The organism is Ignatzschineria ureiclastica (genome assembly GCF_003121845.1).
Classification (GTDB): Bacteria; Pseudomonadota; Gammaproteobacteria; order Cardiobacteriales; family Wohlfahrtiimonadaceae; genus Ignatzschineria; species Ignatzschineria ureiclastica.
The window spans coordinates 51016-75581 of record NZ_QEWQ01000004.1 but is presented as its reverse complement, the minus strand read 5'-3'; the positions used below and the strand labels follow the sequence as shown (position 1 = coordinate 75581).

Here is a 24566-nt window from a genome sequence, read left to right as displayed (position 1 = left end):
CCTGATTGAATAGATATTATATATTATAGATATCAATATCTATGAACACCGATTCATATCCATCAATCTATTCATTCCATCGACTCAACAAACTTACTACTGACACACATCTAACACCATATAATCCGAGTGCGTGCCAATTCTAAACTGCCCGCCCCAAAGGCCAATGCCGGAACTGATAAGATAATTGTGAGAACCCTCTTGTAATTGTAATAATCCCGGCGCAACACCGTTAATCCATTTGGCGACATAATTATAAGGCCATACTTGCCCATCGTGGGTATGCCCTGAAAATTGCAATAGGTCACCCTCTGCACGTTGGTTTAGTGTTGGTTGATGATCTAATACAAAGAGTGGATATTGAGGGTCAAGCTCTGCGGTAAGTGCTTCAAAAGATTGCCGTAGCTTATTCATTTTGTCATCTCGCCCTACGAGATAGAATCCTTCCGGCAATAGCACCACTTCATCACGTAATAATTGAATATCGGTCTGTGCAAAAAAGTCGATACTCTCCTGCACGCCGGCAAGATACTCGTGATTGCCTAATACAGCATAGATCCCTTTTGTCGGTGCTAATCGGCCTAAAGCTTGCTCAATGCCTTGATGATAGAGCGGACGAACATCGTTATCAATTAGATCCCCGCTAATGAAGATATAATCAGGGTTCTCACGATTGATAAGATCAATCCATCGCTCTAATTGATCTCGCCCAATAATATGCCCTAAATGCAAATCACTTATCATCACCATCCGAAGCGGTTCAGCGCCATTTTGGCATTGTAATGGGGCTTCTCCTGATTGATGATGCTCTGCTTGCGTGGCTGTATGTGTTGCCATCTGCGTGACCGTTAATGGCGACAGCGTGACCACATAATGTTCCCGCACTTTTTGCTGATACGTATAATTTGCCCAACCAAAAAAGCCGGCATAACCGATCAGTAAAATAGAGAGTAACAGACCATTTTTCGTGCGAAAACGGTTCAATTTCGCCGATGAGATCCATTGAAAAGGCCAATTGATCAGGCGAAACAGATCCATCAAGAAAACAGGTAGGAAGAAGTAGATCAAACCAATAAGCCAAGCTGAGCCAATGGTATAGAAAAAGGCCATCAATGGCAGAGGCATCGTCCGAGCAAAATAGAGTGACAGCGGTAAGCTGACCGTTAAAATCAGCGCAATAATCAATGCAATCCAACGCAAGCCCCATTTTGCCGGCACCAATTGATAATAGCGCCACAACACATAACTCTGAATCAGGAAATAGAGTCCCATAATGACGATAAACATCTAGCCCTCCTTTTAAATTGAATCAAAAGGTTATCACACTCATTACTCGGCTTTCTACTCTTTTTAGTCGCCAAATCCATTGGACAGCAATCGGGAAACCCTCTATCATAGGGAACTATTTATATATTTATTTACACATCTATTACAAATATTTAAAATAGAGAAGTAATATCTGCTAACTTTGTCACAACCGATTTTATCGACGTAGAAGATAAGATGTAAAAGATAATCTAAGGCACGATAAAAGGTATCTACTTAGTCGCATTTCTCCCATATCTTTATCATATAGAGAATATCAAATAGAGGCGCTATCAATTTTTGCATCGTTCATAATTGTTCAACTAATTCCACGATCATAAAGGGATTACCACTTAAAGAGATCACTATTCAATGAAGCAATCTGTTCCAACATCACTTTGCCAAAAGATGAGATATCTCCAACATTTCAATCTCTATCAATTTCTCTTTTTTGTGGCCATATTGCTGATTGTCATCTTTTTCTCCCTCTTTTATGGCAGTGTTCATATCAGTTTTGAAGAACGTATCAGTACCGTTTTAAAAATCATCACCGGCACGCTCGACACTGACAATCTCAAGCCCTACGAAACGATCATCTACCATATTCGCCTGCCCCGAGTATTATTAGTGGCGATTACCGGTGCATCGCTCTCGCTCGTGGGGATTTTGATGCAAACCATCACCCGCAATGAATTAGCCGATCCCTATATTCTCGGCGTTTCATCCGGCGCAAGTGCCGGCGCTGTCTCGGCGATTGTGCTTGGCCTTTTCGCCTTTATCTCCCCTTATAATATCTACTTCGGCGCTTTTGTCGGTGGGTTAGTTGCTACAAGTGTAGTCGTGGTTTTTAACCTCAATCGGCGTAATATGAGTAATCTCGTGCTGATTGGTATCGGAATCTCCAGTCTCTTCTCGGCGATGACGACGGCAATTATCTACCTCTCGAAAAATGAGAGTCAGGTCAAAAGTGCGATGTTCTGGATGCTCGGTAGCTTCTCCGGCGTGAAGTGGTCCTTTCTTCCGCTTCCCTTTCTGGCGCTGATTGCCATTCTCATTTTCTGCCTACTCTGTAGCAATATTCTCGATACGCTCCTCTTGGGCGCTGAGGCTTCACAGCAATTGGGCGTGAATGTTGGGATGATTAAATTAGCCATTATTCTGCTCTCTTCGCTTGTGGTCTCTATTATTGTGGCAAATGTGGGTGTGATCGCTTTTATCGGCCTGATTATCCCCCATATTGTCCGGCAAATTATCTCGGTTAAGCACTTTAAACTCTCGCTCTATTCGGCCCTGATTGGTGCTACATTCCTCATTATTATCGATACTATCTCTCGCAGTTGGTTTAAGCCGGAAGAGATTCCTATCGGGATTCTCACCTCCCTCATCGGCTCACCGCTCTTTGTCTATATCATCATTCAAGGTAGCCGGAGACGTTAATGGCACAAGTTTATCCTATTCATATTCGCAATCTGAGTTACAACGGGATCTTAAAAGAGATCAATATTACGCTCGAATCCCCCAAACTCATTGGTATTATCGGCCCCAATGGTTCCGGTAAGACCACTTTACTGCGCCATATCTACCGAGATATCAAAACCAAAGCACAGGTTTTTCTCAATCGAGAGGATATCGCACATTTCTCAATTAAAGCATTAGCCCGTGAGCTCTCTGTGTTGACCCAATTTAATGATCAAGTAGAAGGTAAATTAACGGTCGAAGAAATTGTCGTAATGGGACGGATGCCTTATAAGCGCTATTATACGAATTATCAGGCTTCAGATTTTGCCATTGCCGAGCATTATATGGCACGCTTTGGTTTAGAGAATATGCGTCATAAGACCTATGAAACACTCTCCGGTGGTGAAAAACAGCGGGTAATGTTAGCAAAATGCTTTACGCAAGAGACGGATCTTTTAATTCTCGATGAACCGACCAATCATCTCGATGTTCGCTATCAAGTGGAAGCGATGAAAGCGCTCGCAGAATCGCCAGCAACAGCCGTTGTGACCATCCACGATATCAATTTAGCTTCCAAATATTGCGATTATCTTATTTTGATGAAAGAGGGCGAAATCTATCAACAAGGAGCTCCCGAAACTGTACTCACCAAGGAACATCTCTATGCTGTTTTTGGCGTTCATTTCAATGTAGTGCCAATGAAAGAGCACATTGCGATCTTCCTCTAAATATTATTTAACCATTTATTTTTAAGGATTTGTTATTTAAACATCTATTTTTAAATAATTATTCTTTTAATTCTTTCTTTTAATTCTTTTCTCACCATTCTTACAACACTGATCAAGAGGTATCGTATGAATAAAATTGCACTAACACTATCGACTCTACTCTTCCCGGCACTGCTTTTGGCGCAATCGGTAGAAAGTACAGGTACAACGGCAGAAAGCCAAGCAACGTTGAATCAGCGTACCCCTAGTCAACCTATTGAGTTTACTGCTGACTTAGACGGACAACTCTACCAATTTAAATTAACAGAATATCCACATCGAATTGTCTCCCTTAATCAGATCACCACAGAGATGCTCCTTGCCTTAGGCCTTGCCGATCGTATGGTGGGTACGGCTTTCTTAGAAGAGCCGATCTATCCGCCGGTGGCTGAAGATTACGACAAGGTGCCGGTGCTTGCGGAACGTTGGCCCTCTTATGAAGTCTTTATGGCCTCGAATCCTGATTTTACGACCGGCTGGGGCAATTCATTCTCCAAATTAGCGCTTGAAGCCAATAAGATTGTCCCTGAGGGCATCTCTATTTATGTACCTGAATCAATGACCTCCTCTAAGGCCGATGTCAATACTTACTTCAATGATATGCTCAAATTTGGGGAAATTTTTGGTATTGAAGCCGAAGCAGAAGCCTATGTTGCCCAAGAGAAAGAGAAACTCAATGAAGTAATGACCAAGATCGAAGCTTATCCCGTTAAAACTGCTTTTATCTTTGATGCGCAGGACGGTAAACCTTATACCTTTTTTGACGGCTATACGACAGAGATGCTCAAATTGATCTCGGTGGATAATATCCTTGCCGGCAAAGGGGCGAATAAAACTTGGGCTGTGGGCAATTGGGAAGATATTGTAATGGCTAATCCTGAAGTGATTATTATCCCGATCTATAAAGGGTTTCGTAATGATGATGATTATGAGCAGAAGATTGCGATTCTAGAATCGATGCCAGAACTTCAAGGCGTTTCCGCAGTGAAAAATAAAAACTATATCAAAGTGAATTTATCAGAATTAGTACCAGGTCCACGCTCGATCGATATTCTCCCTGAGCTTGCGAAGAAGATTCATAAACCGGAAGCAGAGAGCCATCAGTAATGAGTTTGCCTTTGTGCATTAATGGATTATGAGTTATTAATTGAATTCATTAACCATCCACAAAATAGAAGAGCGATTTAATATCGCTCTTTTTTATAATAATATCGGTTCAAAATAAGCTTATTCAAATGCCGGCACATCAGCTGTAAAAATCAAGGAAGCTGTTCTATCCGGCATCTTGCAACTCTTGTTGAGTACGGTTTTATGTTTTTTAAAAATCCCGAAATAGCTGCTTAAAAACCATTTTTCTTAAACCCAATTGACTATATTGGATAGGGGTACAGAAAATCAACACATTATCCTACAATCAGATCATTCACCCACAAGGCAATTACTGCCATTGCCATACAGATAATGGAAATAATACCGCCCGGTTTCGTGAAATCGAAGAAAGAGATCTTCACATTATGAGTTGCCGATTGCTCCACGGCCGTAATGCCGGCGATACTGCCAAAGATGAAGATATTACTTGTAAAACATGCGCCTAAAATGAGCGCAGCCCCCAGGGCATTGGCATTTCCCTCAGGATGAACATATTGAATCAAAAGCATAATGGCCGGCGTTGTCCCGACAAAGATACTCATCACTGCCGTCACTAAGAAGAGTACGATCGGTTGATTGAGATTAATGCCGGCTTTTAAGAGATAATCTAAGATATCTTGCGGTGCACCGGTATGAGAGAGTGCAGCATTGACAATAAAGAGCCCCATAATCAGTAACAGTAAGTTACCATCCACCTGCTTTAACATATCGCTCGAAGCGATCTGCCGATTGAGTAAGAGAAAACTCGCCGCCGCAAGCGCCACTACTTCTCTCGGAATGTGGGTTAAGAGAAAACACGCTACAACAATTACAATCACAATGCCGGCCTTAATCGTCTCCCAACGATCAAAAGCCACAAAACCGGCTGTCTGTTCCGGCGCTTCCCCTTTTTTACTCGTCATCAAGTACCAACGATTTCGATAGAGAAATGCCACAACCGCCCAAGTAACCCCTAATGAGAGCAATACAGGAATACCGGTAACTTGCAAAATCCCCGAGAAAGAGAGATCGAGGGTCTGCGCTGTGATCATATTTTTGGGGCTCCCAATTAATGAACCTGCGGCACCATTATTCGCAGCAAAACAGAAACCTAAGAGGAAAGGGATCGGATTTAAACCGCGCGCTAAGGTAATCGACACTAAAAGCGGTGTCATTGCCACAACCACCACATCATTGGTTAAGATCGAAGCAAGCCCTGCGCCGACCACGATAAAGATCGCCAAGAGCTTATTGGGCGATAAAGGCAATGTTGCAATTTTATGCGCCACTTTATGATAAAAGCCGGCAACGGTAAAAGAAGCAGAGACCACCATTAAGCCAAAGAGTAATCCCACCGCACTATAATCGATAGAATCCCAAGCCACTTGTGGTGTTAATGCCCCAATACCAATCATCGCTAATGCCCCGGCAACAGCGGCACCGGTGCGGTCGATTTTAATCCAAGGAATACGGCCAAAAGCCATTGCAATATAGACTAAGACAAAGATGATAATGGTAAAATCTTTCATATATAGAGGTTTCTCAATCGTTAAGCGATGTGGATAAATGGTTGATGAATGAACTAAGATTCTAAAATATTATTTGAGAAGAGAAGATTTTCCATAATCTGATTATCAATGCTCTCTCCAAAGAGCATCTTAAGTAGAACTTCACTGCCTAAGGTACTCAGTGAAATGAGAAGATCGGGATGTAACAATTTCATATTGTCATAATTTTGGTCATCATTCACGAGCAGAATACTTTTGATATTTGCACCCACTAACTCTTTCGCCGCTAACACCGTTAAGATATTTTCAGCATCCGAATTGCCGAGCACAAAAACCGCTTTAGCACTACTGAGATTGACTTTATTTAAGCTCTCTTTATTCACCTGCTCTGCGGTCACGATATTAATGCCGGCAGGATAACGATCCTTTTCAGCTTCTCGGCAGAGCACCATCACATTTAGATCCCGTTTTCTAAGACCGTAATAAGTATGCAGAGAGAGCGGGCTTGCACCCACGATAACGTAATGATCTTTCATTCTAAATAACCTTTTTCCCACGATTGCGCGGGTATCTTTTGCAAATACACCTAATACATACACGATCGATGTTGTAAACATCGTGATTCCTAAAATAACGATTGAGACCGTAAAGAGTCTCGCTTCCACACTAATCGGCACAATATCGCCAAATCCCACCGTTGTCATACAGACTAATGCGAAATAAAAGGCTGAAGAGATATCAGTCACGTGAGGCTGAAAGTGCGTGCCTAAATAGAGCGTTCCAAAGACAGAAAATCCCAAGAGGGCCGCTAAGCTGACAATGGCCACAAATCCTGCCCCTGAGATACTATGCCGATGAAAGAGCTTCCAATTCACTAGCGCATAGATGAGTAAAATCAGGGAAAAAGTCCCAATCATCACATTCTCTCGAGCAAGCAGTAGATTCATCAAAACTACAATAAAGAGCATAAAACTACTAAAGAGCCAACCAATTCGAAGCCCCCGATAGACCGGAAATGCTAGGATGATAAAGAGTATGCCAATGGCAAATTGGGGAATATCTAATAATCGCAAAGCATCGAATGATTGTATCCACTTCGCAAAATCGAGATGATGTTCTAGTGCCCTGACATTCTGCTTAAAGAGCAGCGGCACCACCATCCATAAGCCATCCATCAGAATCAATACCGCTAATAACGCTCTTGCTAACTCCACACTGCGAATATATTTATAAATCGCATCTCTTTTCATTATCAATCCATTCACTTGCATCAAAAATCTAATCCATTAAGTTATCTATTTAATTTATCTGTAATTTATTAGTGAGTTACGTATGATTTATCTATCATTTATAGTAAATTTGGTTTAAAAAAATGGTTTTAAACAACACTTGCAAGATGCCGGATAGAACAGCTTCCTGACTTATTACAACCGATGCGCCGGCATTTAAATGCGCTTATTTTGAACCGATCTGACTATACCTATCATTACCCGCCATTAATCTAGCTAACTGATCTGTAGGCAGATGATTGCTCATCTGCCCGTCTAGAGAACTGATCAATATCCATTTAACAGGGTTCAATGTGAGTTAAATGTAGGTTAAATAAGCATCCAACAATACCTATTCAGCAAGATTTAACCCACGCATAACCGCAATTTACTGCCGGTGTTTCGGCATAATGTCATTATTCGGCACTAAGAAGAGCCAAGAAGCAAGGACAAAAGGCATCGTTAAAGTGGGGATTCCTAACGGATCAAGGGCAATATCGAGTGCTCCTTGCACAAAGACGGTAAAAATAACCCCGACAATGGCATAGACAGCCACTCGAAAGCTATTAGGCTTATTAAAGGTTGATCCTAATGCAATCGCCGTTAATACCGCACTAAATGAGTAGAGTCCGGTTTGTACACTCACCGCATCCGCTTTTAGAAAAATCGCCACTGAATAGGCTAAAAGTGAGCCAACAACTGCAAAGATCGCCGCCCAAATAGAGCTCACAGCTAATCCTAATGTGAAGATTAATCCTACAGTGACGCTACTAAAGAGAAAGACCTCAGAGATTCCCCGAAAAACATCCGCAATAATATCGCTATGCGGAATATGTTTAAGAATTTCATAATGATGCGGAAATTCAGGAGCCGGTAGCGATACGCCCTCAATGCCTAAAAAGTTATAACTTGCTAATAAAATAGTCCAAGAAACGAGCACAAAAGGAGCCGTTAATGCTGCAACTTTCCACTTTTTCAGAAAATCCATTAAGGCAATCGTCGAGATCACAGAGACAATACTACCTAGAATAATCGACATCCAAACATAGATCGTATTATCTAAAAATGCCGGCAGTGCAACGCCTAAAAGGCAGCCATTGTAACCAAAGAGCCCAACGCGCCAAGATTCTTTATCTAATTTACTGACATAAGCCGTAATAGTGGCGACAATGGTGCCTAAGAGACAGCCAATCGCTACTTGCGGCATTCCTTCAAAATAGGAACCTAAGCCGATTGCAATAAAAAAGAGTAACCCGGTCAGTGCATTATTTTGGAACATCACCTGCGAGTAACCTCGTAGCACGACATCGACAAATTCTACTAAGGGATTTTGATTGGCGAGCTGTTTCCACGCCGAATTTGTGACAAAAGATGAGTTAGCCATACGATTCTTTCCTCAAAGAAGATAAAAAAGATCTGCTTTATTTATCTAATCCTTATTTATCTAATATTTACCGCAATTGACCACTCTCCTTACGTGATCAACTACCCTCTCAATTTGCCCCACTCCTGCAGAACACTTCTAATATCTCTCTACCCATTTCACAACTTTCAATAGCGATCTTCCAATGGCCATCTTCCGATAGCCATCTTCCAATATCTACCGCCATAAAAAGGGCTCTGGTACGGAGATCCCTAAAATCTCCTCGCGAGCAATTCTCCAGAAATCTCGAATCACCATTTTGACATCGGTACTATCATTCCCTAATACTTTAAAGATAATCCCAGCATCGTTCGGAAGTAATGTTGCCCCATAAGCAAGCTTCTCATCGGCATCATAATGCGCTTCAATCCGCGCTAAAATATCCGCGTGATGTTCTTTCGGCGTTAAGAGAATAACATTGCCAAAGATCTCAAATCCCCCCATTACGGCCACTTCTGTGAGAGAGGATTTATGGGGCTCTAAAATATATTTCTCCACAAAGAGCTCATCCGCACTGCCTGTAAGATGAGACTGTTCTTGATTCTGACTTTGATACTGATCAGAATTTTGATAGTGATTCTCATCGTGATCTACCATTCCATTCTCTTCAGTCATACCAGTATTCATTCGAGAAGCACGAATGGTAGAAGAGAAGATATCAAAGCCAAACTGCTCATCAGGATGATGATGCTTCCGCCCTGACATTAAAATTTCTGAATAGATCATCGTCGCCGTGGGATCGATCAAAATCGCGGTATCTGTGATAAAACGCGCGTGACGATGCGGAATAATAGGATCCGGTAGATACTCTAAATACCCTCCTGCTTTCACGACAATTCGCTGATATTGCGTGGCATAGTTCGCATCCATCAGGTGAATCTTAGTGGCAGATTGAGTGGTCACGTGGCCACAAGCATCTTCCTCGACAATGATATCGAGCGCTTGCCGATCCCCTTGCAGTAATCCGCCGGAAGTAGAGATCATCGTGACACAAGGAAGCTGTGGCATTAACTCATCCCAATAGAGCGCTTTTTGTGCTAGTGACGGAACACGCCGCTCCATCTCCACTAACTCGCTGCGATAAGCACCTTCGGCAAATCGTAATTTCAGATAACCACTCTTCCCCACAGAACCACTCGGCATTTGTGGCGGTTCAGATTGATATGGCTGCATCTCTCGTGCTTGTAGCCCTAAACGATGTGCTTTTAATCGTGACGGAATTTGGGCAATCTCTGCTCTGATTTGACTCATCTCTCTTATTTTTACCTCAATGACACAATGGATAATTAGGGATTAAAAAATTCATTACTCAATTACTCAATTAGCAAATTAATCAATTAATCGATTAATTAAGAAATTAAGCAATTGATTCACTTCCTTAATCCCCTTTCCATTCATAGATGACCTCTAACGATATCTCACAATATCTGACAATCGCCCTCAATTAACCTTTACTTGCCGGATGTGTGAAGAGGAATTTTTCCATAATCATATCCACCAATTCCGTAACACCTTCTCCGGTTTTACAGTTAGTTAAGATATAAGGACGATCCCCTCGCACCACTTTCGTATCGTGCTCCATCACCTCTAAACTTGCGCCGACATAAGGGGCAAGATCAATCTTATTGATCACGAGGATATCTGCTTGCACTAAGCCAGGCCCATTCTTCCGAGGAATCTTCTCCCCTTCAGCCACATCAATCACATAGATATAGAAATCCGCCAGCGCCGGGCTAAAGGTTAATGTTAGATTGTCACCACCGCTTTCAATCATAATGACATCGCTATCTGGGAAACGTTCTTCCATCTCCTCAACTGCGGCAATGTTCATACTCGGATCTTCTCTGACTGCTGTATGAGGGCACGCACCTGTTTCCACACCGAGGATCTTCTCTTCATCTAAAATCCCTTTCAACGTCCGTTTTACCTGCTTGGCATCTTCAGTGGTGACGATATCGTTGGTAATAATCAGCGGTTTTACACCCCGTTCAATCAAAATTGGGGTAATCACTTCAATAATTGCCGTTTTACCAGAACCGACAGGACCACCGATTCCGATTCTTGTCATCTTTTTCATTTTCTCTGTTTCCTTTTAATTATCTGATTGATGCTGATATTTGTGCTGACATCTATACTAATATTTATACCTATTTACCTGTTTAAATAGTGAAAATAGGTTTATCTAATCAAAATCCCATCCTCACATCTTCCCTAATTCATAAAGAGACGAACAAAGGATTGTGTATGAATCGCGGCTAATAGATCAATCACCGGCACATAAGAGGCCATCTCGGTAATATCCCCTGAGCTTGCCACATCGCAAAACTGATCGATCTCCTCATTGAGCTCAAAGAGAATGTGCTGCGTTTCATAGTGTGTCACCCGCATTAAGCGCATCGCCGCGCTTAAAATCGTCATCGCAATGCCATATTGATGCATAACCATCACTTCTCGTTCAGGAATATGCTGCACCGCCATCACTAATGCTTGGGTAATAGGTTGCGTTCCCGGCGTATGACCAGCTTTAATCTCCGCTAACCAAGCCGCTACTAGAGGATGCTCAAAAGTATGCACCGAAATCTCGGCGAGCTTCTTCCCCATTCGAGTGGTCATTAATCGAGCCTCTTCATTGAGCTTACGATTTAAAACTGCCCGATCAATTCGAATCAATTGTGCCATTAACGCTGTCACCTGATCACGCTCAAATTCACACTGATTCATCGACAATCGTTCTGAGGGAAATGCTTGAATCACCGCACGATGTGCTGCTGTTAAAGCGATACCATCAGTGTGAGCAGCTACTTCTAAGGAGGTTCGAACAAAAGATTTTAAGCTCTCTTTATCGTGAACAACGCCCTTCTGAATCGCCGCTTCCACGCCATTCGAAAAGGTAAACCCGCCAATCGGAAGCGCCGAATCGGCAAATTGTAGAACTCGAATTAACTCTGATGCTTTCATCTTCCCGCCTCAATGTTAAAGTTTAATGTAACGTTTAGTGAATCAAAAATCGGCAAATATCAGTCAATATGATTAATGTTTATGGTCGTGTGAGTGCGGATATGTATGGGTCTGATCGCCATGCCGATGTTCGTGACTATGCTCATGATACGCTTCGTGGCTATGGTTATGATCATGATCGTGATTGTGATTGTGATGATGATCGTCATGAGAATGACTATATGGATGCCCTTGCGGTGAAACGTGAACATGGGTATGCGTCTCTTCTGATCCTCCAAAGAGTAGACGGGCTTCTGAACGGCTCATTTTAGGAAGAATCTCTCCTCCAGGCACAAATTTAAACGCCGTTTCATCAAAACCATGGGTACGCATGACGGAGGCCATCACCTCTTTACTCACTGAAAGGGGGACATAGACATGATTCTCTTTTAACACCGCTTTCCAATGTTGATTCCCTAACGCATGCCCTAATTCAAAACTCACGCGAATTTGCGCATCCACTGGCATCGTTCCAAGATGAGAAAGATCCACGACCAAGACATCTCGCAATGAGATCTCTACTATAATCATCGTATGGGTTATTTCATCATAAAAGAGTACATCCCCATCGGCGAGTAAGACATTACGATCTAAGGCGATCCCTAAATCCTGCCCTTTTTCCGTATGCTTACGACAACGACTCTTTTGTGCTTCATGTTGATCGAGTCTTAAGATATCCACTTGACTCTCTTTTTTGCGGTCTTGCCAAGTGCTATCTTGTTTAATATTTCCTAAAACCTTCTCAATAATAATCATTTAACGCTTCCTCTATGGTGAACTTCATCTTCTCAGCTATCCTTAAAATAGCTTTTGAGTATCTCTTTATTAAAGCTCTACCTGCAGTAGAGCAAGCAGAGCCTCTATCTAGTTCGATCGTTTTATCGATTTTATCGATTTAATCGATTTAACGATTTACTACAACAATCTGATTTAACTAAAGAAATAACGTTGATTCATCGCCGCATCCTGTACCGGTGGACACGTTGCATGCTCGCCATTGACTTTCACTGCAAAGGTTTCAGGATCAACATCAATATGGGGTGTTTCATCGTTGCGAACGAGATCTTTTTTGCTGATCGCTCGACAATTTTTCACCGCCATCACTTGCTTCTCAAGTCCTGCTTTCTCTTTAATACCATCATCCATCGCCGCCTGTGATACAAAGGTCACGCAGGTATCTTGCAATGTTTTACCCATTGCACCAAACATCGGACGATAGAAAACAGGTTGAGGGGTTGGAAGTGAAGCATTTGGATCTCCCATCGCCGCCCAATTGATCATGCCGCCCTTAATCACTAACTTCGGTTTGGCGCCGAAGAAACGAGGATCCCAAAGAACTAAATCGGCCATTTTTCCAACCGATACAGAACCGAGAACATGACTTACGCCTTGTGCAATTGCTGGATTAATGGTGATTTTAGAGACGTAACGTAACACTCGGAAATTATCATTCCCCGGTGCATCCTGTGGCAACTTCCCACGCGCAGCTTTCATCGCATGTGCCGTTTGAATAACCCGTAACCAGTTTTCTCCCACTCGCCCCATCGCTTGTGAGTCACTTGAGAACATTGAGATCACACCCATATCGTGAAGTACATTCTCTGCTGCAATGGTTTCAGGACGTACTCGGCTCTCAGCAAATGCCACATCTGATGGAATATTAGGATTAAGATTATGACAGACCATAATCATATCAAAGAGCTCAGCTTGACTATTGACACCAAAGGGTAACGTTGGATTCGTTGAGCTAGGTAATACATTCGATTGACTCACCACTTTCAGAATATCAGGTGCATGACCCCCGCCAGCCCCTTCTGTATGGAACGTATGAATTGTCCGTCCTTCAAAAGCTTCAATCGTATCTTCTACATAACCGCCTTCATTAAGACTATCGGTATGTACTGCAACTTGAATATCGTACTCATCAGCGACTCGAAGCGCATGACGTATCGCACTCCCTGTTGCACCCCAATCTTCATGAACTTTAAGTCCGGCAACACCTGCCACGATCTGTTCAATAAGTGGATCCCTTGCAAATGAATGTCCTTTACCTAATAGCCCCACATTAATGGGCAATCCTTCTACCGCTCTCAACATCGAGTGAATATGCCAAGAACCTGCGGTAACCGTCGTACCATTAGAGCCATCTGTCGGGCCGACACCTCCGCCAAAGAAAGTCGTGACACCATTAGAGAGTGCTTCATAAGCTTGTTGCGGCGCAATAAAATGGATATGAGTATCAATTCCTGCGGCTGTGAGGATCAGATGTTCTCCTGAGATTGCATCCGTTGAGACGCCAACGACCATTCCCGGCGTAATATGATCTTGAACATGGGGATTGCCGCTTTTACCAATGCCGGCAATCTTACCATCTTTAATGCCCACATCCGCTTTAATAACACCAAGATAAGGGTCGATAATCGTGACATTAGTAATCACGAGATCTAATACGCCATTATCACGAGTAAACGTATTATTCGCACCCATTCCATCCCGTAGAGATTTCCCACCGCCATAAACGGACTCTTCACCATAACCCCGAAGATCCTTCTCAATCTCGATGTAGAGATTGGTATCACCTAATCGAATTTTATCGCCAACCGTTGGTCCAAATAAACCGCTATATTCTTGTCTTGAAATTTGAGGCATCTTTTTGTTCCTTCTTATCTATTCAATATTGATTCAATATCGTCATAAAATCATCATCACTCAATGAGAAACGCGATTAACAGGCTATTTACGCCCTGTAACTGATACTCCGCAATTTACTCTGTGCTATTTTTAAACCCATGTGCAATTGCATTATCAAGCGCAATCTTCTTAGCAGGACGCTCACTATTAGCGACATTCTCGCCCGCCCAACCATCTACAATATTATTAAAGCCATACACTGCTTGTGTACCGCCAAAAGGAATGAGGGACACTTCAATCTCATCCCCTGGTTCAAAGCGAATCGCAGTAGTGGAAGCAATATTCAATCGCTTCCCATAAGCCGCTTCCCGATCAAACTCAAGAGCGCGGTTTACCTCAAAAAAGTGAAAATGAGAACCAATTTGAATAGGACGATCCCCCGTATTACGTACTTTCAAAGTCGTAACAGGCTTATCTTCATTAAACGTAATGGGAGTATCCGCCAGAATTAAGCCTCCTAAGGGAGTTGGAATCTCTGCTTGAGCGGCCACTGATTGTTTGGTGACTTTCTTCGCGGTTGGTGTTGTCGTTTTACTACCGCTAATTGATTTAGAGGTTGAGGCTGATTTGGATGCACCGGTCTTTTTAGACTTTGCGGATGTCACTGTAGCGGCTGTTGTTGGGTCTTGTTTATTATCACTCATTGTTCTATCTCCTTCTAAACGCTCATAAAATAGATAATGCGTTTACTGACTGGATTATTAAATTTGAGATCGATGATTAGATCGGTTGACCTACTTGATCGGATTATGAACGGTTACCAAGCGCGTACCATCGGTAAAAATCGCTTCCACTTGTACTTGGGGAATGAGATCGCCCACGCCTTCCATCACATCCTCTTTCGTCAAGACCATGGCCGCTTCTTTCATAACATCTTCTACACTCTTACCATCTCTCGCACCTTCTAAGGCAGTGACAGTGATAATAGCAACCGCTTCTGGATAATTGAGTTTCAAACCACGCGCACGTCGCTTCTCTGCAACATCGGCAAGGGTATAAATCATTAATTTTTCCATTTCCCGAGGGGTTAATTGCATAACATCTCCTTCATTGATTTAAATAAAGACACCTGCCAAGCGACATAGTGTGCTAAACGTGAGGTATCGTTATTAATGCTTATCTATGCTGATATCTATCAGGTGATATCTCAGGCTTACAATTGATCAACTGTAAAATACAAGATGCATAAACACAAAATTCAAAATATAAATAAGCTAACAATTATTTAATAAACAATACGTTTATTGTCATTATATAGAAGATTATTGCGATATCCAAAAAGATCTGTGAGGATGTAAAGACCCTAGACCTTCGAAATAAACAAAATATTCTTCGAAAGATTCTTCATTTAGCCTTGCTAAAAAAGATAAAATGTAAAGATTAGCCATCTGCTAATCCGTTTTAATGTCATAATCCTCATTAACCTTCAGAACTGTAATAAGTTTCATTGTTAACAGCCTTCTTTTTAATGATCCGATTATGAAATAGGTCCTATTGTGAATATGCCCAAGAATACACGCTCTCAAAAACGCCCCTCTTCTGTCGATGTCGCTCGCCTTGCAAAAGTCTCACAAGCAACGGTCTCTCGCGTCCTAAACCATCCGGAAAAAGTCGAAGCAACAACAAGAGAGAGAGTCTATGCCGCTATTACCCAATTAGGTTATGTCCCAAATCAAAATGCGCGGCAATTAGTTTCCGGTCGCTCTAATGTCATAACCCTTATTTCAGGCCCCTTAGAGAATCCTTTTTTTGTTGATTCCACTGCAGCCATCGTTGAACATGCCACAGAACGAGGTTATAAAGTCAATATCCTCTTTGCCAATGATATTGATATTCACGAAATCTATAAACTGGCACTCGCACAGCGACCTGATGGCTTGATTATGTCTTGTATTCTCTACGATGATCCGATATTTGAACAACTCAAAGAACTTAATATTCCATTTATTAGCTTTAATCGTCGGCATCAAGAGAAGCTCAATTATGTGGAATTTGATAATTTTTTAGCCGGCAGAATGGTATGTCAGTGGCTCAAAATGAAAGGTTATCAATCGCTATTTTGGGTCGGTGGCAATCTTAAGGCGAGTACTTTTCTCTATCGATTTAATGGATTTATCGAAACTTATCGGCAACTCTACCTAGCAGATCTTACCTCCGACATTATCTATCAAGCTGAGCATTTAGATGAAGAGATTCTTCTCTCTCAAATTATGCAGTGGTATGCACAAACACCCGGGAAAAAGGCTATCGCTGCAGCCACAGATTCCATCGCTTTGCAGCTGCTGAGTCTTCTTAAAAATAAGGGCATTCACTGTCCTGAAGAGATCGGCATTATGGGTATTGATAATGTAGAATTAGCCCAACACGCCTATATAGAACTCACTACCGTAGGCACATCTCATAATCTTGGGGAGGTGGCGATCAAATTATTAATCGATCAAATAGAAATGCATGATACTCAAAATATCGCTATTACCCTACAGCCAGAAGTATTTGATCGCGGTACATTACGATCATAGGAAGTAAATTTTCAAGGAAGTGATTAGGAATTATTTGACCATGGAATTTGTTTCATGATATAGATTTGAATACGTATACATTTCTTGAGATTTTACGGAAATAAAATAACAATCTTACTATTTCCCCTAAATAACAGCATATAAATACTTATAAAACAGAATTTTACGCTTAAATATGAATACGTATACAAAAAACTAAGAAACATAGAACCTATAAACAGACTGATAACAATAAAAATAATAGACCACTCAATAAGGAGATCCCAATGTCATTCGCCAAATGGAAAACCCGCACGCCGGGAGAAGAGAGCCCCTATATTCCGCTTGGGCCTTTTCAACTACGTTTACCTTTTATTCATTACCGCTTTGAGTGGCCTGATTATATTCAAGGTTTACTTATGTGCGCGGTGGATCTTGCCGCGATTCCGCTATTAGTCACCCTCCTTGGAATGCCCTTTGAGGTTGCCTTAGCCATTGTGATGCTAAATGGTCTTTTCTATTTAACGCACCATCTTTTAGGGGATCCCTGTGTACCGGGTTGGATTACGCCGGCAATTCCGCTGATTATCCTCTACTGCTCTCAATTCCCTGAAGGACCTGAGCGCGTTCATTCGCTCATTGCCCTTCAAATGATGCTCGGGCTCTTCTCTATCTTCTTAGGGGTAACAAAGCTCTCCAATAAAATGGTTCGCTATATCCCCCATGCCATCAAATGCGGCATCGTAATGGGCGCTGGAATTGCGGCGATTATCTCTATCTTTGCAGTGGGTGGTCGCTTTGAGAATTTCCCAATTACAATTACCATTGCCGTCGGTATTGCTTTCTATCTGCTCTTTTCTCAACAATTTCAGAAAATTCAGAAGAAAAACCGAGTGCTTAAACTGCTAGCTCAACTCGGGATTTTTCCGATTATTATTCTCGCAGTCATCATCGCCCCTCTTACCGGTGAAGCCTCTTGGCCTACGATTGAATGGGGATTTTCAGCACCTGACTTTACTCGCTTATGGAAAGAATACACCGTATTTGGCCTCGGATTTCCGCCGATTATGATGTTTATTACAGCGATTCCAACCGTATTAGCCACCTATATTGTGTTATTTGGTGATATTTTACAGAATCAAGCGCTAATCAAAGAGGGGCAACGTCATCGTCCTGATGAAAAGATCGATTATCGTAGCGATCGGGCGCATCTTATCTTTGGGGGACGCAATTCAGCGATGAGTATTATTGGTCCTGATGTCACAATGTGTGGCCCCATCTGGTCGGCAATGCAAGTGGTAATGATCGAGCGTTGGAAAAAGGGGCGTAAAGCAATGGATTCGCTCTTTGGGGGCGTGGGTTCATTCCGCTGGGGAACCAATACCGGATTACTGCTTTTACCCATCGTGACGCTTGTACAACCGATTTTAGGGGTCGCACTAGCCCTCACGCTCTTAATTCAAGGATATGTGAATGTGAAAGTCGGCGTGTTGGAAGCCCGCAGTCAAACAGACTTAGGCATTGCCGGTGTTGTTGCAGCAATTCTCTGTATTAAAGGTGCAAGCTGGGCATTTGGTGCCGGCGTACTACTCTGCCTTTTGATCTATGGTCGCAATTTCTTTAAAGGCTCTGTTGATACTACTTTTACCAAAGATCAACCTACAGACCAAGCGACAGATCAGCTTAATGCTACGATCAATGGAGTTGATGTCTCGACCTCAACAGTCGCAACCAATGAGACAAAATAGTAAAACAATCACTAAAGATTATCACTGAACTTCGGTGCGGGTGAAATCGCTCACCTGGCGCAAATGTTACATGGATGTAACACTCACCGGCACCGAACCTATTTCAAAAATCTATTTCAACAAGCCAAAAAATAAATAGAACAAAAAGACGTAAATCATTTTGTGATTTTTATAAAATAACAATTTTATCTTAATATAAATTTTAACTACCCTATTTAACTACCCTATTTAACTACCTTAGCTAAAGGAAATACCTATGATTGCGAAAACAACGCTTGTTCCCCAAACTTATCATGGTTGGAATGCTTGCCAAAAACTCCCGGAAATCATCGAGCAACTAGCGATACGTAATATTATGCTTATTGCCGATCCTTTTCTCGTTAAAAGTGGTCAGATCGAACAATTCACAACCCTGCTTGCCCAATATCAAGTAGCCATATTCTCGGAAATAGAACCCGAACCCAGTCTTGCTCTAGGCGAACGGATTGTAGATTTTGCTCGGCAAAATGAAGCTGATCTCATTATTGGCATCGGTGGTGGCAGTGCTTTAGATTTAGCGAAACTTGTGGCGGTACTCGCCACTCATGAGGGGAAAGTCGCCGATTATCTTAATTTAAGTGGTCATTTAACCTTAACCCATAAAGGTCTACCCTCTATTATGATTCCGACCACGTCAGGTACCGGTTCAGAGGTCACCAATATTTCTGTGCTCTCGTTAGAATCGAGTAAAGATGTCATTGCCCACGATTATCTCTTAGCCGATATCGCCATTTTAGATCCGGCATTAACACAAAGTGTACCCCCAAGAGTCACAGCGGCAACCGGCATTGATGCCCTCACCCACGCCGTTGAAGCCTATCTCTCAATCAATGCCGATCCTATTAGCGATCAGTTTGCCCTTAAAGCGATTTCTCTAATCTATCATTCATTACCCAAAGCGTATACAGATGGCAATGATGTTGAAGCACGTACCGATATGAGCTATGGCAGTTATCTTGCCGGTCTTGCATTCTTTAATGCAGGTGTTGCAGGGGTTCATGCCCTTGCCTATCCACTCGGTGGACAATTTCATATTAGTCATGGCGAATCAAATGCACTTCTACTCCCTTATGTGCTTGAGTATATTAGCGGTGCTTGTGAAGCAAGATTATGTGATATTGGTAAAGTCATCGGCCTTGATCTTGGTAGATTAACAATTCCTGAAGGGGCAAAATTGACTATTGTTGCCCTGCAACAATTAGTTAAAACAGTGAATATCCCTAATTCTCTGCAAGAATTTGCCATTGAAGAGCACCATTTAGAAGGCTTAACAGTTGATGCATTAAAACAAACACGTCTTTTAGCAAGAAGCCCTCTAAAATTAGAGAGAGACGATATTTTCACTATCTATAACGCGGCTTATAAAGGTGGATTTTAATGATTGTTTTAAATGATTTGAACAATTTGAATAAGTTAAACAATTCAAATTAATCTCCTCTATCAATATTCTAATACTAAGGCCGATCTTACAAGATTGGCCTTTTTATCATCCAGGAAGACTGATCACTAGCCCATTATAGTAAGTAAATTTGGTTTAAGAAAAATGGCTTTTAAACAGCTATTTTGGGGTTTTAAAAGAACATAAAACCATACTAAACAACATTTGCAAGATGCCGGATAGAACAGCTTACGGACTTTTTACAGTTGATGCGCCGGCATTTGGATAAGCTTATTGTGACTCTATTTCTCTTAATTTCTGCTCAATCTATATAAAGTCGGCTGATATTATTTTTAAATCATTTAAATTTAAAAAATAACGATAAATTACATCAATATCCTATCCTTTATTTAAGGATTCCTTTTACTGCCTGATTTATATCGTTTATTATGAATGATCTACTTTCCGTAGTTACCTAGCCAAAGTGATTATTGATCTTAATATATTCAGTTTAAAGGCAATTTTCCAAATGGTCTTTAATAAATAATCTTTGACCTTTTAACCTAAATAATATAAATTTACAAATGAGAATGATTATCAAATAAAAGTCTTAGGAGGGCTTGCAATATGGGAAATAGAGAATTTAGAAAAGGGAAATGGTCACGCAAATGGATGAAAGTGATGCTATTGAGTAGCTTGTTTGCGCTGGCAAGTGGAATATCTTTTGCCAAAGAACCTTTTAAAGTTATCACAACCTTTACCATCATTCAAGATATTGCCCAAAATGTAGCGGGTGATGCGGCGATTGTGGAATCCATTACCAAGCCCGGCGCGGAAATTCATGATTATCAACCGACCCCGAAAGACTTAGTAAAGGCGCAAGATGCGCAACTTATTCTCTGGAATGGTCTGAATCTAGAGCGTTGGTTTGAACGCTTCTTCCAAAGTATTCGTAATGTCCCCTCTGTGGTCGTCACTGAAGGGATTACACCGCTCTCTATCTATGAAGGTGACTATGAAGGTATGCCTAACCCTCACGCCTGGATGAGCCCCAATAACGCCCTTGTCTATATTGAGAATATTCGTAAAGCACTCGTTGAATATGATCCTGATAATGCTGAAACTTATAATGCTAATGCAGAACGTTATGCCGAAGAGATTAAAGCACTCGATGCCCCTCTTCGTGCTAAGCTTGATCAAATCCCTGAAGAGAAACGTTGGCTAGTCACTAGTGAAGGAGCCTTTGGTTATTTAGCGCAAGATTATAATCTTAAAGAAGCTTATCTCTGGCCGATCAATGCCGATGAAGAAGGTTCACCACAGCAAGTTAAAAGATTAATTGATACCATTCGTGCTAATCAAATCCCGGTACTTTTTAGTGAAAGCACCATCTCCGATAAACCAGCGAAACAAGTCGCTAAAGAGACAGGCGCACAATATGGCGGCGTACTCTATGTCGATTCTCTCTCTGAAGAGAATGGTCCTGTTCCCACCTATATCGATCTATTACAAACCACTGTTGAAACTATTGTGAAAGGATTTAACTTAGAATGAGTATCGTCGTTGATAATGTTTCCGTAACTTATAATAATGGCCATCGAGCAATTTTCGATGTCAATTTCCGCCTAGACTCAGGGACGATCTGTGGCTTAGTGGGCGTCAATGGAAGTGGTAAGTCAACGCTCTTTAAATCCATTATGGGACTTGTTACCCCGACTGAAGGAACAATTACCATTGGGGGTATGCCGATTAAAGCGGCTCTCAAAGCGAATCAAATCGCCTATGTTCCCCAAACAGAAGAGGTGGATTGGAATTTCCCAGTGTTAGTAGAAGATGTGGTGATGATGGGACGCTATGGAAAGATGGGATTTTTACGAATCCCCTCTAAACAAGATCACACAATGGTAGAGGAAGCGCTTGCTCGAGTCGACCTTCTTCCCTTTCGTAAAAGACAAATCGGTGAACTCTCCGGTGGGCAGAAAAAACGGGTTTTCCTCGCAAGAGCCCTCGCCCAAGAGAGCCGAATTCTCCTCCTTGATGAACCTTTCACCGGTGTTGACCTAAAAACAGAAGATAGCATTATCGAACTCCTAATCTCACTGCGCGAAGAGGGTTATCTGATGCTAGTGTCTACTCACAACCTCGGTTCTATTCCCGAGTTTTGTGACCAGGTTATTCTGCTCAATCAGACAGTATTAGCACAAGGACCGACCGAAACCACCTATACGCAAGAGAATTTAACACAGACTTTCGGTGGCGTATTACGTGAAATCTCCTTACAAGGCGATCATCTACACGATGATGATGATCCCCGTAGTGTGACGGTCTTAACCGATGATGAACGTCCTGCAGTCTTTTATGGTTATGAAAATGCACAAAACCTTAAAAAAGCTCGAGATATTCCCTGTGTAGACTCATTAAAGATGCCTAAACAGTTCCAAAACCCTGAAAATAGTTGCCAAGCAAGTAGTTCCACAACGATGAAAAATTCGGCTGATCAATCTTCCGAACATCGTTCTACAGGTCAGGAGGTGTCGTAATGTCCTTAGCAATATTACTTGAACCCTTTGAATATCAATATATGGTTAAAGCCATTATTATGTGTCTTTTAGTCGGCGCAGCGTGTGCTTTTCTCTCCGCTTATTTAGTACTCAAAGGTTGGTCATTAATGGGAGATGCGCTCTCTCACTCCGTTGTCCCGGGGGTTGCTGGTGCTTATGCCCTTAATCTCCCTTATGCCATTGGCGCTTTCTTTACCGGAATCTTAGCGGCACTGGCAATGGGGCTTGTAAAACACTTTACCAAACTACGCGAAGATGCCATTATTGGCCTTGTCTTTAGTAGCTTTTTTGCAGCGGGGTTACTGATCATTTCGCTCAATCCTACCCATATTAATGTCAATTCTATTATCTTTGGGAATGTACTTGGTATTTCTGATGGTGATGCTTGGCAAGCAACCATTATTACTATTATTGCTATCGGCGTACTCTTCTTCTATTGGAAAGATCTTATGCTTCTCTTCTTCGATGAAGTGCAAGCTTCTACAATTGGCTTACCAGTTCATCGCCTGAAAATCCTCTTCTTTGTATTATTGAGCGCTTGTACTGTGGCAGCGCTACAGACGGTGGGGGCAATTCTGGTCATTGCAATGGTTATTACACCTGGCGCTACCGCTTATCTCTTAACCGATCGATTTGGCGTAATGTTGAGTTTATCGATCCTCATTGGCGCCCTCACTAGCTTTATCGGCGCTTATGTCAGCTTCTTTCTTCCCGGTGGTTCAACAGGAAGTCTCATTGTTGTTTTACAATCAAGTGTTTTCCTCTTTGCCTTTCTCTTTGCGCCTAAACATGGACAACTTGCAAAAAGACGCGCCATTCGAATTGCTCAAGATCATAACGCTCAGGAGGTATCATCATGATTGAATCAATCATTTTAGTACCCCTACACTATCCCTTTATGCAGCAAGCTTTACTCGGTGCGATGATCGCCGGCATTGTTTGTGCCGTACTCTCTTGTTACCTCATCCTTAAAGGCTGGGCGCTCATGGGGGATGCTATTTCTCATGCGGTATTACCCGGAATTGTCATTGCGTTTACCCTCGGGGTTCCCATTGTAATCGGTGCCTTTATCTCAGGACTTTTTTGCGCCGTTGCAACCGGTTATATCAAAGCCAATAGTCGAGTCAAAGAGGATGCGGTATTAGGAATAGTCTTCTCCGGACTCTTTGCACTGGGGCTCTTTCTCTTTACTTTCGTTAAAACCGATCAGCACCTCAATCATGTGCTTTTTGGTAATATCCTTGGGATTCTACCGTCAGAATTATGGCAAATTATTATTATCGCCATTATTACGCTAGTAATTATTGCTGTAAAACGGAAAGATTTTATGCTCTACAGCTTCGATCCTGTTCAAGCACAGGTAATTGGCCTACCGGTGAAACTGCTTCACTATACGCTTCTGATTCTTTTAGCGCTCAGCATCGTGGCATCTCTACAAGCAGTCGGTGTTATCCTCGTCATTGCGATGTTGGTCGCTCCCGGCATTATCGGTTTTTTGATGACTAAACGCTTCCCGATTATGATGCTCATTGCCATTGTCTCGGCGATTCTCTCCTCTTTTATTGGCGTATTGGTTAGCTTTCATATCGATGCAGAAACCGGCCCTTGTATTGCCTTAACACAAGCGGCACTCTTCTTACTTGCCTTTTTCTATAATCGCACCCGAGGCTATATCATTACGGCACGAAAAAGAGCGGCAACTTAGTCCCTATCTCATTTTAGGATTAATCTTGTAACTAAAAATTATAGTCAATTTGGTGTAAGAAAAATTGTTTTTAAACAGCTAGTGCAAGGTTT

The 24566-nt window shown here is 42.0% G+C and carries 20 protein-coding genes and 1 pseudogene; 10 read left to right on the top strand and 11 right to left on the bottom strand.

Annotated features, from left to right (window positions below):
* Positions 1 to 96: 96 nt before the first annotated feature.
* Positions 97 to 1287 (bottom strand): metallophosphoesterase, encoded by a 1191-nt coding sequence (locus DC083_RS06045; RefSeq protein ID WP_109189341.1) that lies wholly within the window; start codon positions 1285 to 1287, stop codon positions 97 to 99.
* A gap of 390 nt (positions 1288 to 1677) precedes the next feature.
* On the opposite strand from DC083_RS06045, the gene DC083_RS06040 reads away from it, so the two are divergent.
* The 3 genes from DC083_RS06040 (at position 1678) to DC083_RS06030 (ending at position 4637) form a co-directional block, all read left to right on the top strand.
* Positions 1678 to 2742 (top strand): FecCD family ABC transporter permease, encoded by a 1065-nt coding sequence (locus DC083_RS06040; RefSeq protein ID WP_109189340.1) that lies wholly within the window; start codon positions 1678 to 1680, stop codon positions 2740 to 2742.
* Positions 2742 to 3491: an ABC transporter ATP-binding protein gene (locus DC083_RS06035; RefSeq protein ID WP_109189339.1), complete on the top strand. Its 750-nt coding sequence runs from the start codon at positions 2742 to 2744 to the stop codon at positions 3489 to 3491. The genes DC083_RS06040 and DC083_RS06035 overlap by 1 nt, the downstream gene beginning before the upstream one ends.
* Before the next feature lie 126 nt (positions 3492 to 3617).
* Entirely contained in the window at positions 3618 to 4637 is a 1020-nt protein-coding gene (locus tag DC083_RS06030; protein WP_109189338.1) for an ABC transporter substrate-binding protein, read from the top strand.
* Positions 4638 to 4933: 296 nt separating this feature from the next.
* On the opposite strand, the gene DC083_RS06025 is transcribed toward DC083_RS06030, so the two are convergent.
* The 10 genes from DC083_RS06025 to DC083_RS05980 all read right to left on the bottom strand — a co-directional run bounded on the left by DC083_RS06025 (position 4934) and on the right by DC083_RS05980 (position 15582).
* On the bottom strand, positions 4934 to 6187 hold the full coding sequence (locus tag DC083_RS06025; protein ID WP_034855829.1) for an ArsB/NhaD family transporter: 1254 nt from the start codon (positions 6185 to 6187) through the stop codon (positions 4934 to 4936).
* 53 nt (positions 6188 to 6240) lie between these two features.
* On the bottom strand, positions 6241 to 7416 hold the full coding sequence (locus tag DC083_RS06020; protein WP_109189337.1) for an ion channel: 1176 nt from the start codon (positions 7414 to 7416) through the stop codon (positions 6241 to 6243).
* A 406-nt stretch (positions 7417 to 7822) separates the two neighbouring features.
* Complete coding sequence (gene yut, locus DC083_RS06015) at positions 7823 to 8818, bottom strand: urea transporter (RefSeq protein WP_109189336.1); 996 nt, start codon at positions 8816 to 8818, stop codon at positions 7823 to 7825.
* Between the two features lie 216 nt (positions 8819 to 9034).
* The gene (locus DC083_RS06010; protein WP_189364567.1) at positions 9035 to 10108 is read right to left on the bottom strand and encodes an urease accessory protein UreD; all 1074 of its coding nucleotides are present in this window, start codon (positions 10106 to 10108) and stop codon (positions 9035 to 9037) included.
* A 193-nt stretch (positions 10109 to 10301) separates the two neighbouring features.
* A complete protein-coding gene (gene ureG / locus DC083_RS06005; RefSeq protein WP_109189335.1) occupies positions 10302 to 10934 on the bottom strand; it encodes an urease accessory protein UreG in 633 nt (210 codons plus the stop codon).
* Between the two features lie 134 nt (positions 10935 to 11068).
* Positions 11069 to 11815 (bottom strand): urease accessory protein UreF, encoded by a 747-nt coding sequence (locus tag DC083_RS06000; protein WP_109189334.1) that lies wholly within the window; start codon positions 11813 to 11815, stop codon positions 11069 to 11071.
* A 72-nt stretch (positions 11816 to 11887) separates the two neighbouring features.
* Positions 11888 to 12610 carry an urease accessory protein UreE gene (locus tag DC083_RS05995; RefSeq protein WP_109189333.1) on the bottom strand — a complete coding sequence of 241 codons (723 nt, stop codon included), beginning with the start codon at positions 12608 to 12610 and terminating at the stop codon, positions 11888 to 11890.
* A 174-nt stretch (positions 12611 to 12784) separates the two neighbouring features.
* The gene (locus tag DC083_RS05990) at positions 12785 to 14503 is read right to left on the bottom strand and encodes an urease subunit alpha (RefSeq protein WP_109189332.1); all 1719 of its coding nucleotides are present in this window, start codon (positions 14501 to 14503) and stop codon (positions 12785 to 12787) included.
* Between the two features lie 116 nt (positions 14504 to 14619).
* On the bottom strand, positions 14620 to 15189 hold the full coding sequence (locus tag DC083_RS05985; RefSeq protein ID WP_109189331.1) for an urease subunit beta: 570 nt from the start codon (positions 15187 to 15189) through the stop codon (positions 14620 to 14622).
* Positions 15190 to 15279: 90 nt separating this feature from the next.
* Entirely contained in the window at positions 15280 to 15582 is a 303-nt protein-coding gene (locus tag DC083_RS05980; protein WP_026879111.1) for an urease subunit gamma, read from the bottom strand.
* Between the two features lie 465 nt (positions 15583 to 16047).
* On the opposite strand from DC083_RS05980, the gene DC083_RS05975 reads away from it, so the two are divergent.
* The 7 genes and pseudogenes from DC083_RS05975 to DC083_RS05945 all read left to right on the top strand — a co-directional run bounded on the left by DC083_RS05975 (position 16048) and on the right by DC083_RS05945 (position 24474).
* Positions 16048 to 17064, top strand: a complete 1017-nt coding sequence (locus DC083_RS05975; protein WP_109189330.1) for a LacI family DNA-binding transcriptional regulator — start codon at positions 16048 to 16050, stop codon at positions 17062 to 17064.
* 266 nt (positions 17065 to 17330) lie between these two features.
* Entirely contained in the window at positions 17331 to 18791 is a 1461-nt protein-coding gene (locus DC083_RS05970; RefSeq protein ID WP_229822376.1) for a hypothetical protein, read from the top strand.
* 256 nt (positions 18792 to 19047) lie between these two features.
* Entirely contained in the window at positions 19048 to 20208 is a 1161-nt protein-coding gene (locus DC083_RS05965; RefSeq protein WP_109189329.1) for an iron-containing alcohol dehydrogenase, read from the top strand.
* Between the two features lie 681 nt (positions 20209 to 20889).
* Complete coding sequence (locus DC083_RS05960) at positions 20890 to 21762, top strand: metal ABC transporter substrate-binding protein (protein WP_229822406.1); 873 nt, start codon at positions 20890 to 20892, stop codon at positions 21760 to 21762.
* A pseudogene (locus DC083_RS05955) lies at positions 21759 to 22682 on the top strand (manganese/iron ABC transporter ATP-binding protein); the annotation flags it as partial. The gene DC083_RS05960 and the pseudogene DC083_RS05955, both read left to right, overlap by 4 nt.
* 65 nt (positions 22683 to 22747) lie before the next feature.
* On the top strand, positions 22748 to 23629 hold the full coding sequence (locus DC083_RS05950; RefSeq protein ID WP_109189327.1) for a metal ABC transporter permease: 882 nt from the start codon (positions 22748 to 22750) through the stop codon (positions 23627 to 23629).
* Entirely contained in the window at positions 23626 to 24474 is an 849-nt protein-coding gene (locus DC083_RS05945) for a metal ABC transporter permease (protein WP_109189326.1), read from the top strand. Before DC083_RS05950 ends, DC083_RS05945 begins: the two co-directional genes overlap by 4 nt.
* The last annotated feature ends 92 nt before the right edge of the window (positions 24475 to 24566 follow it).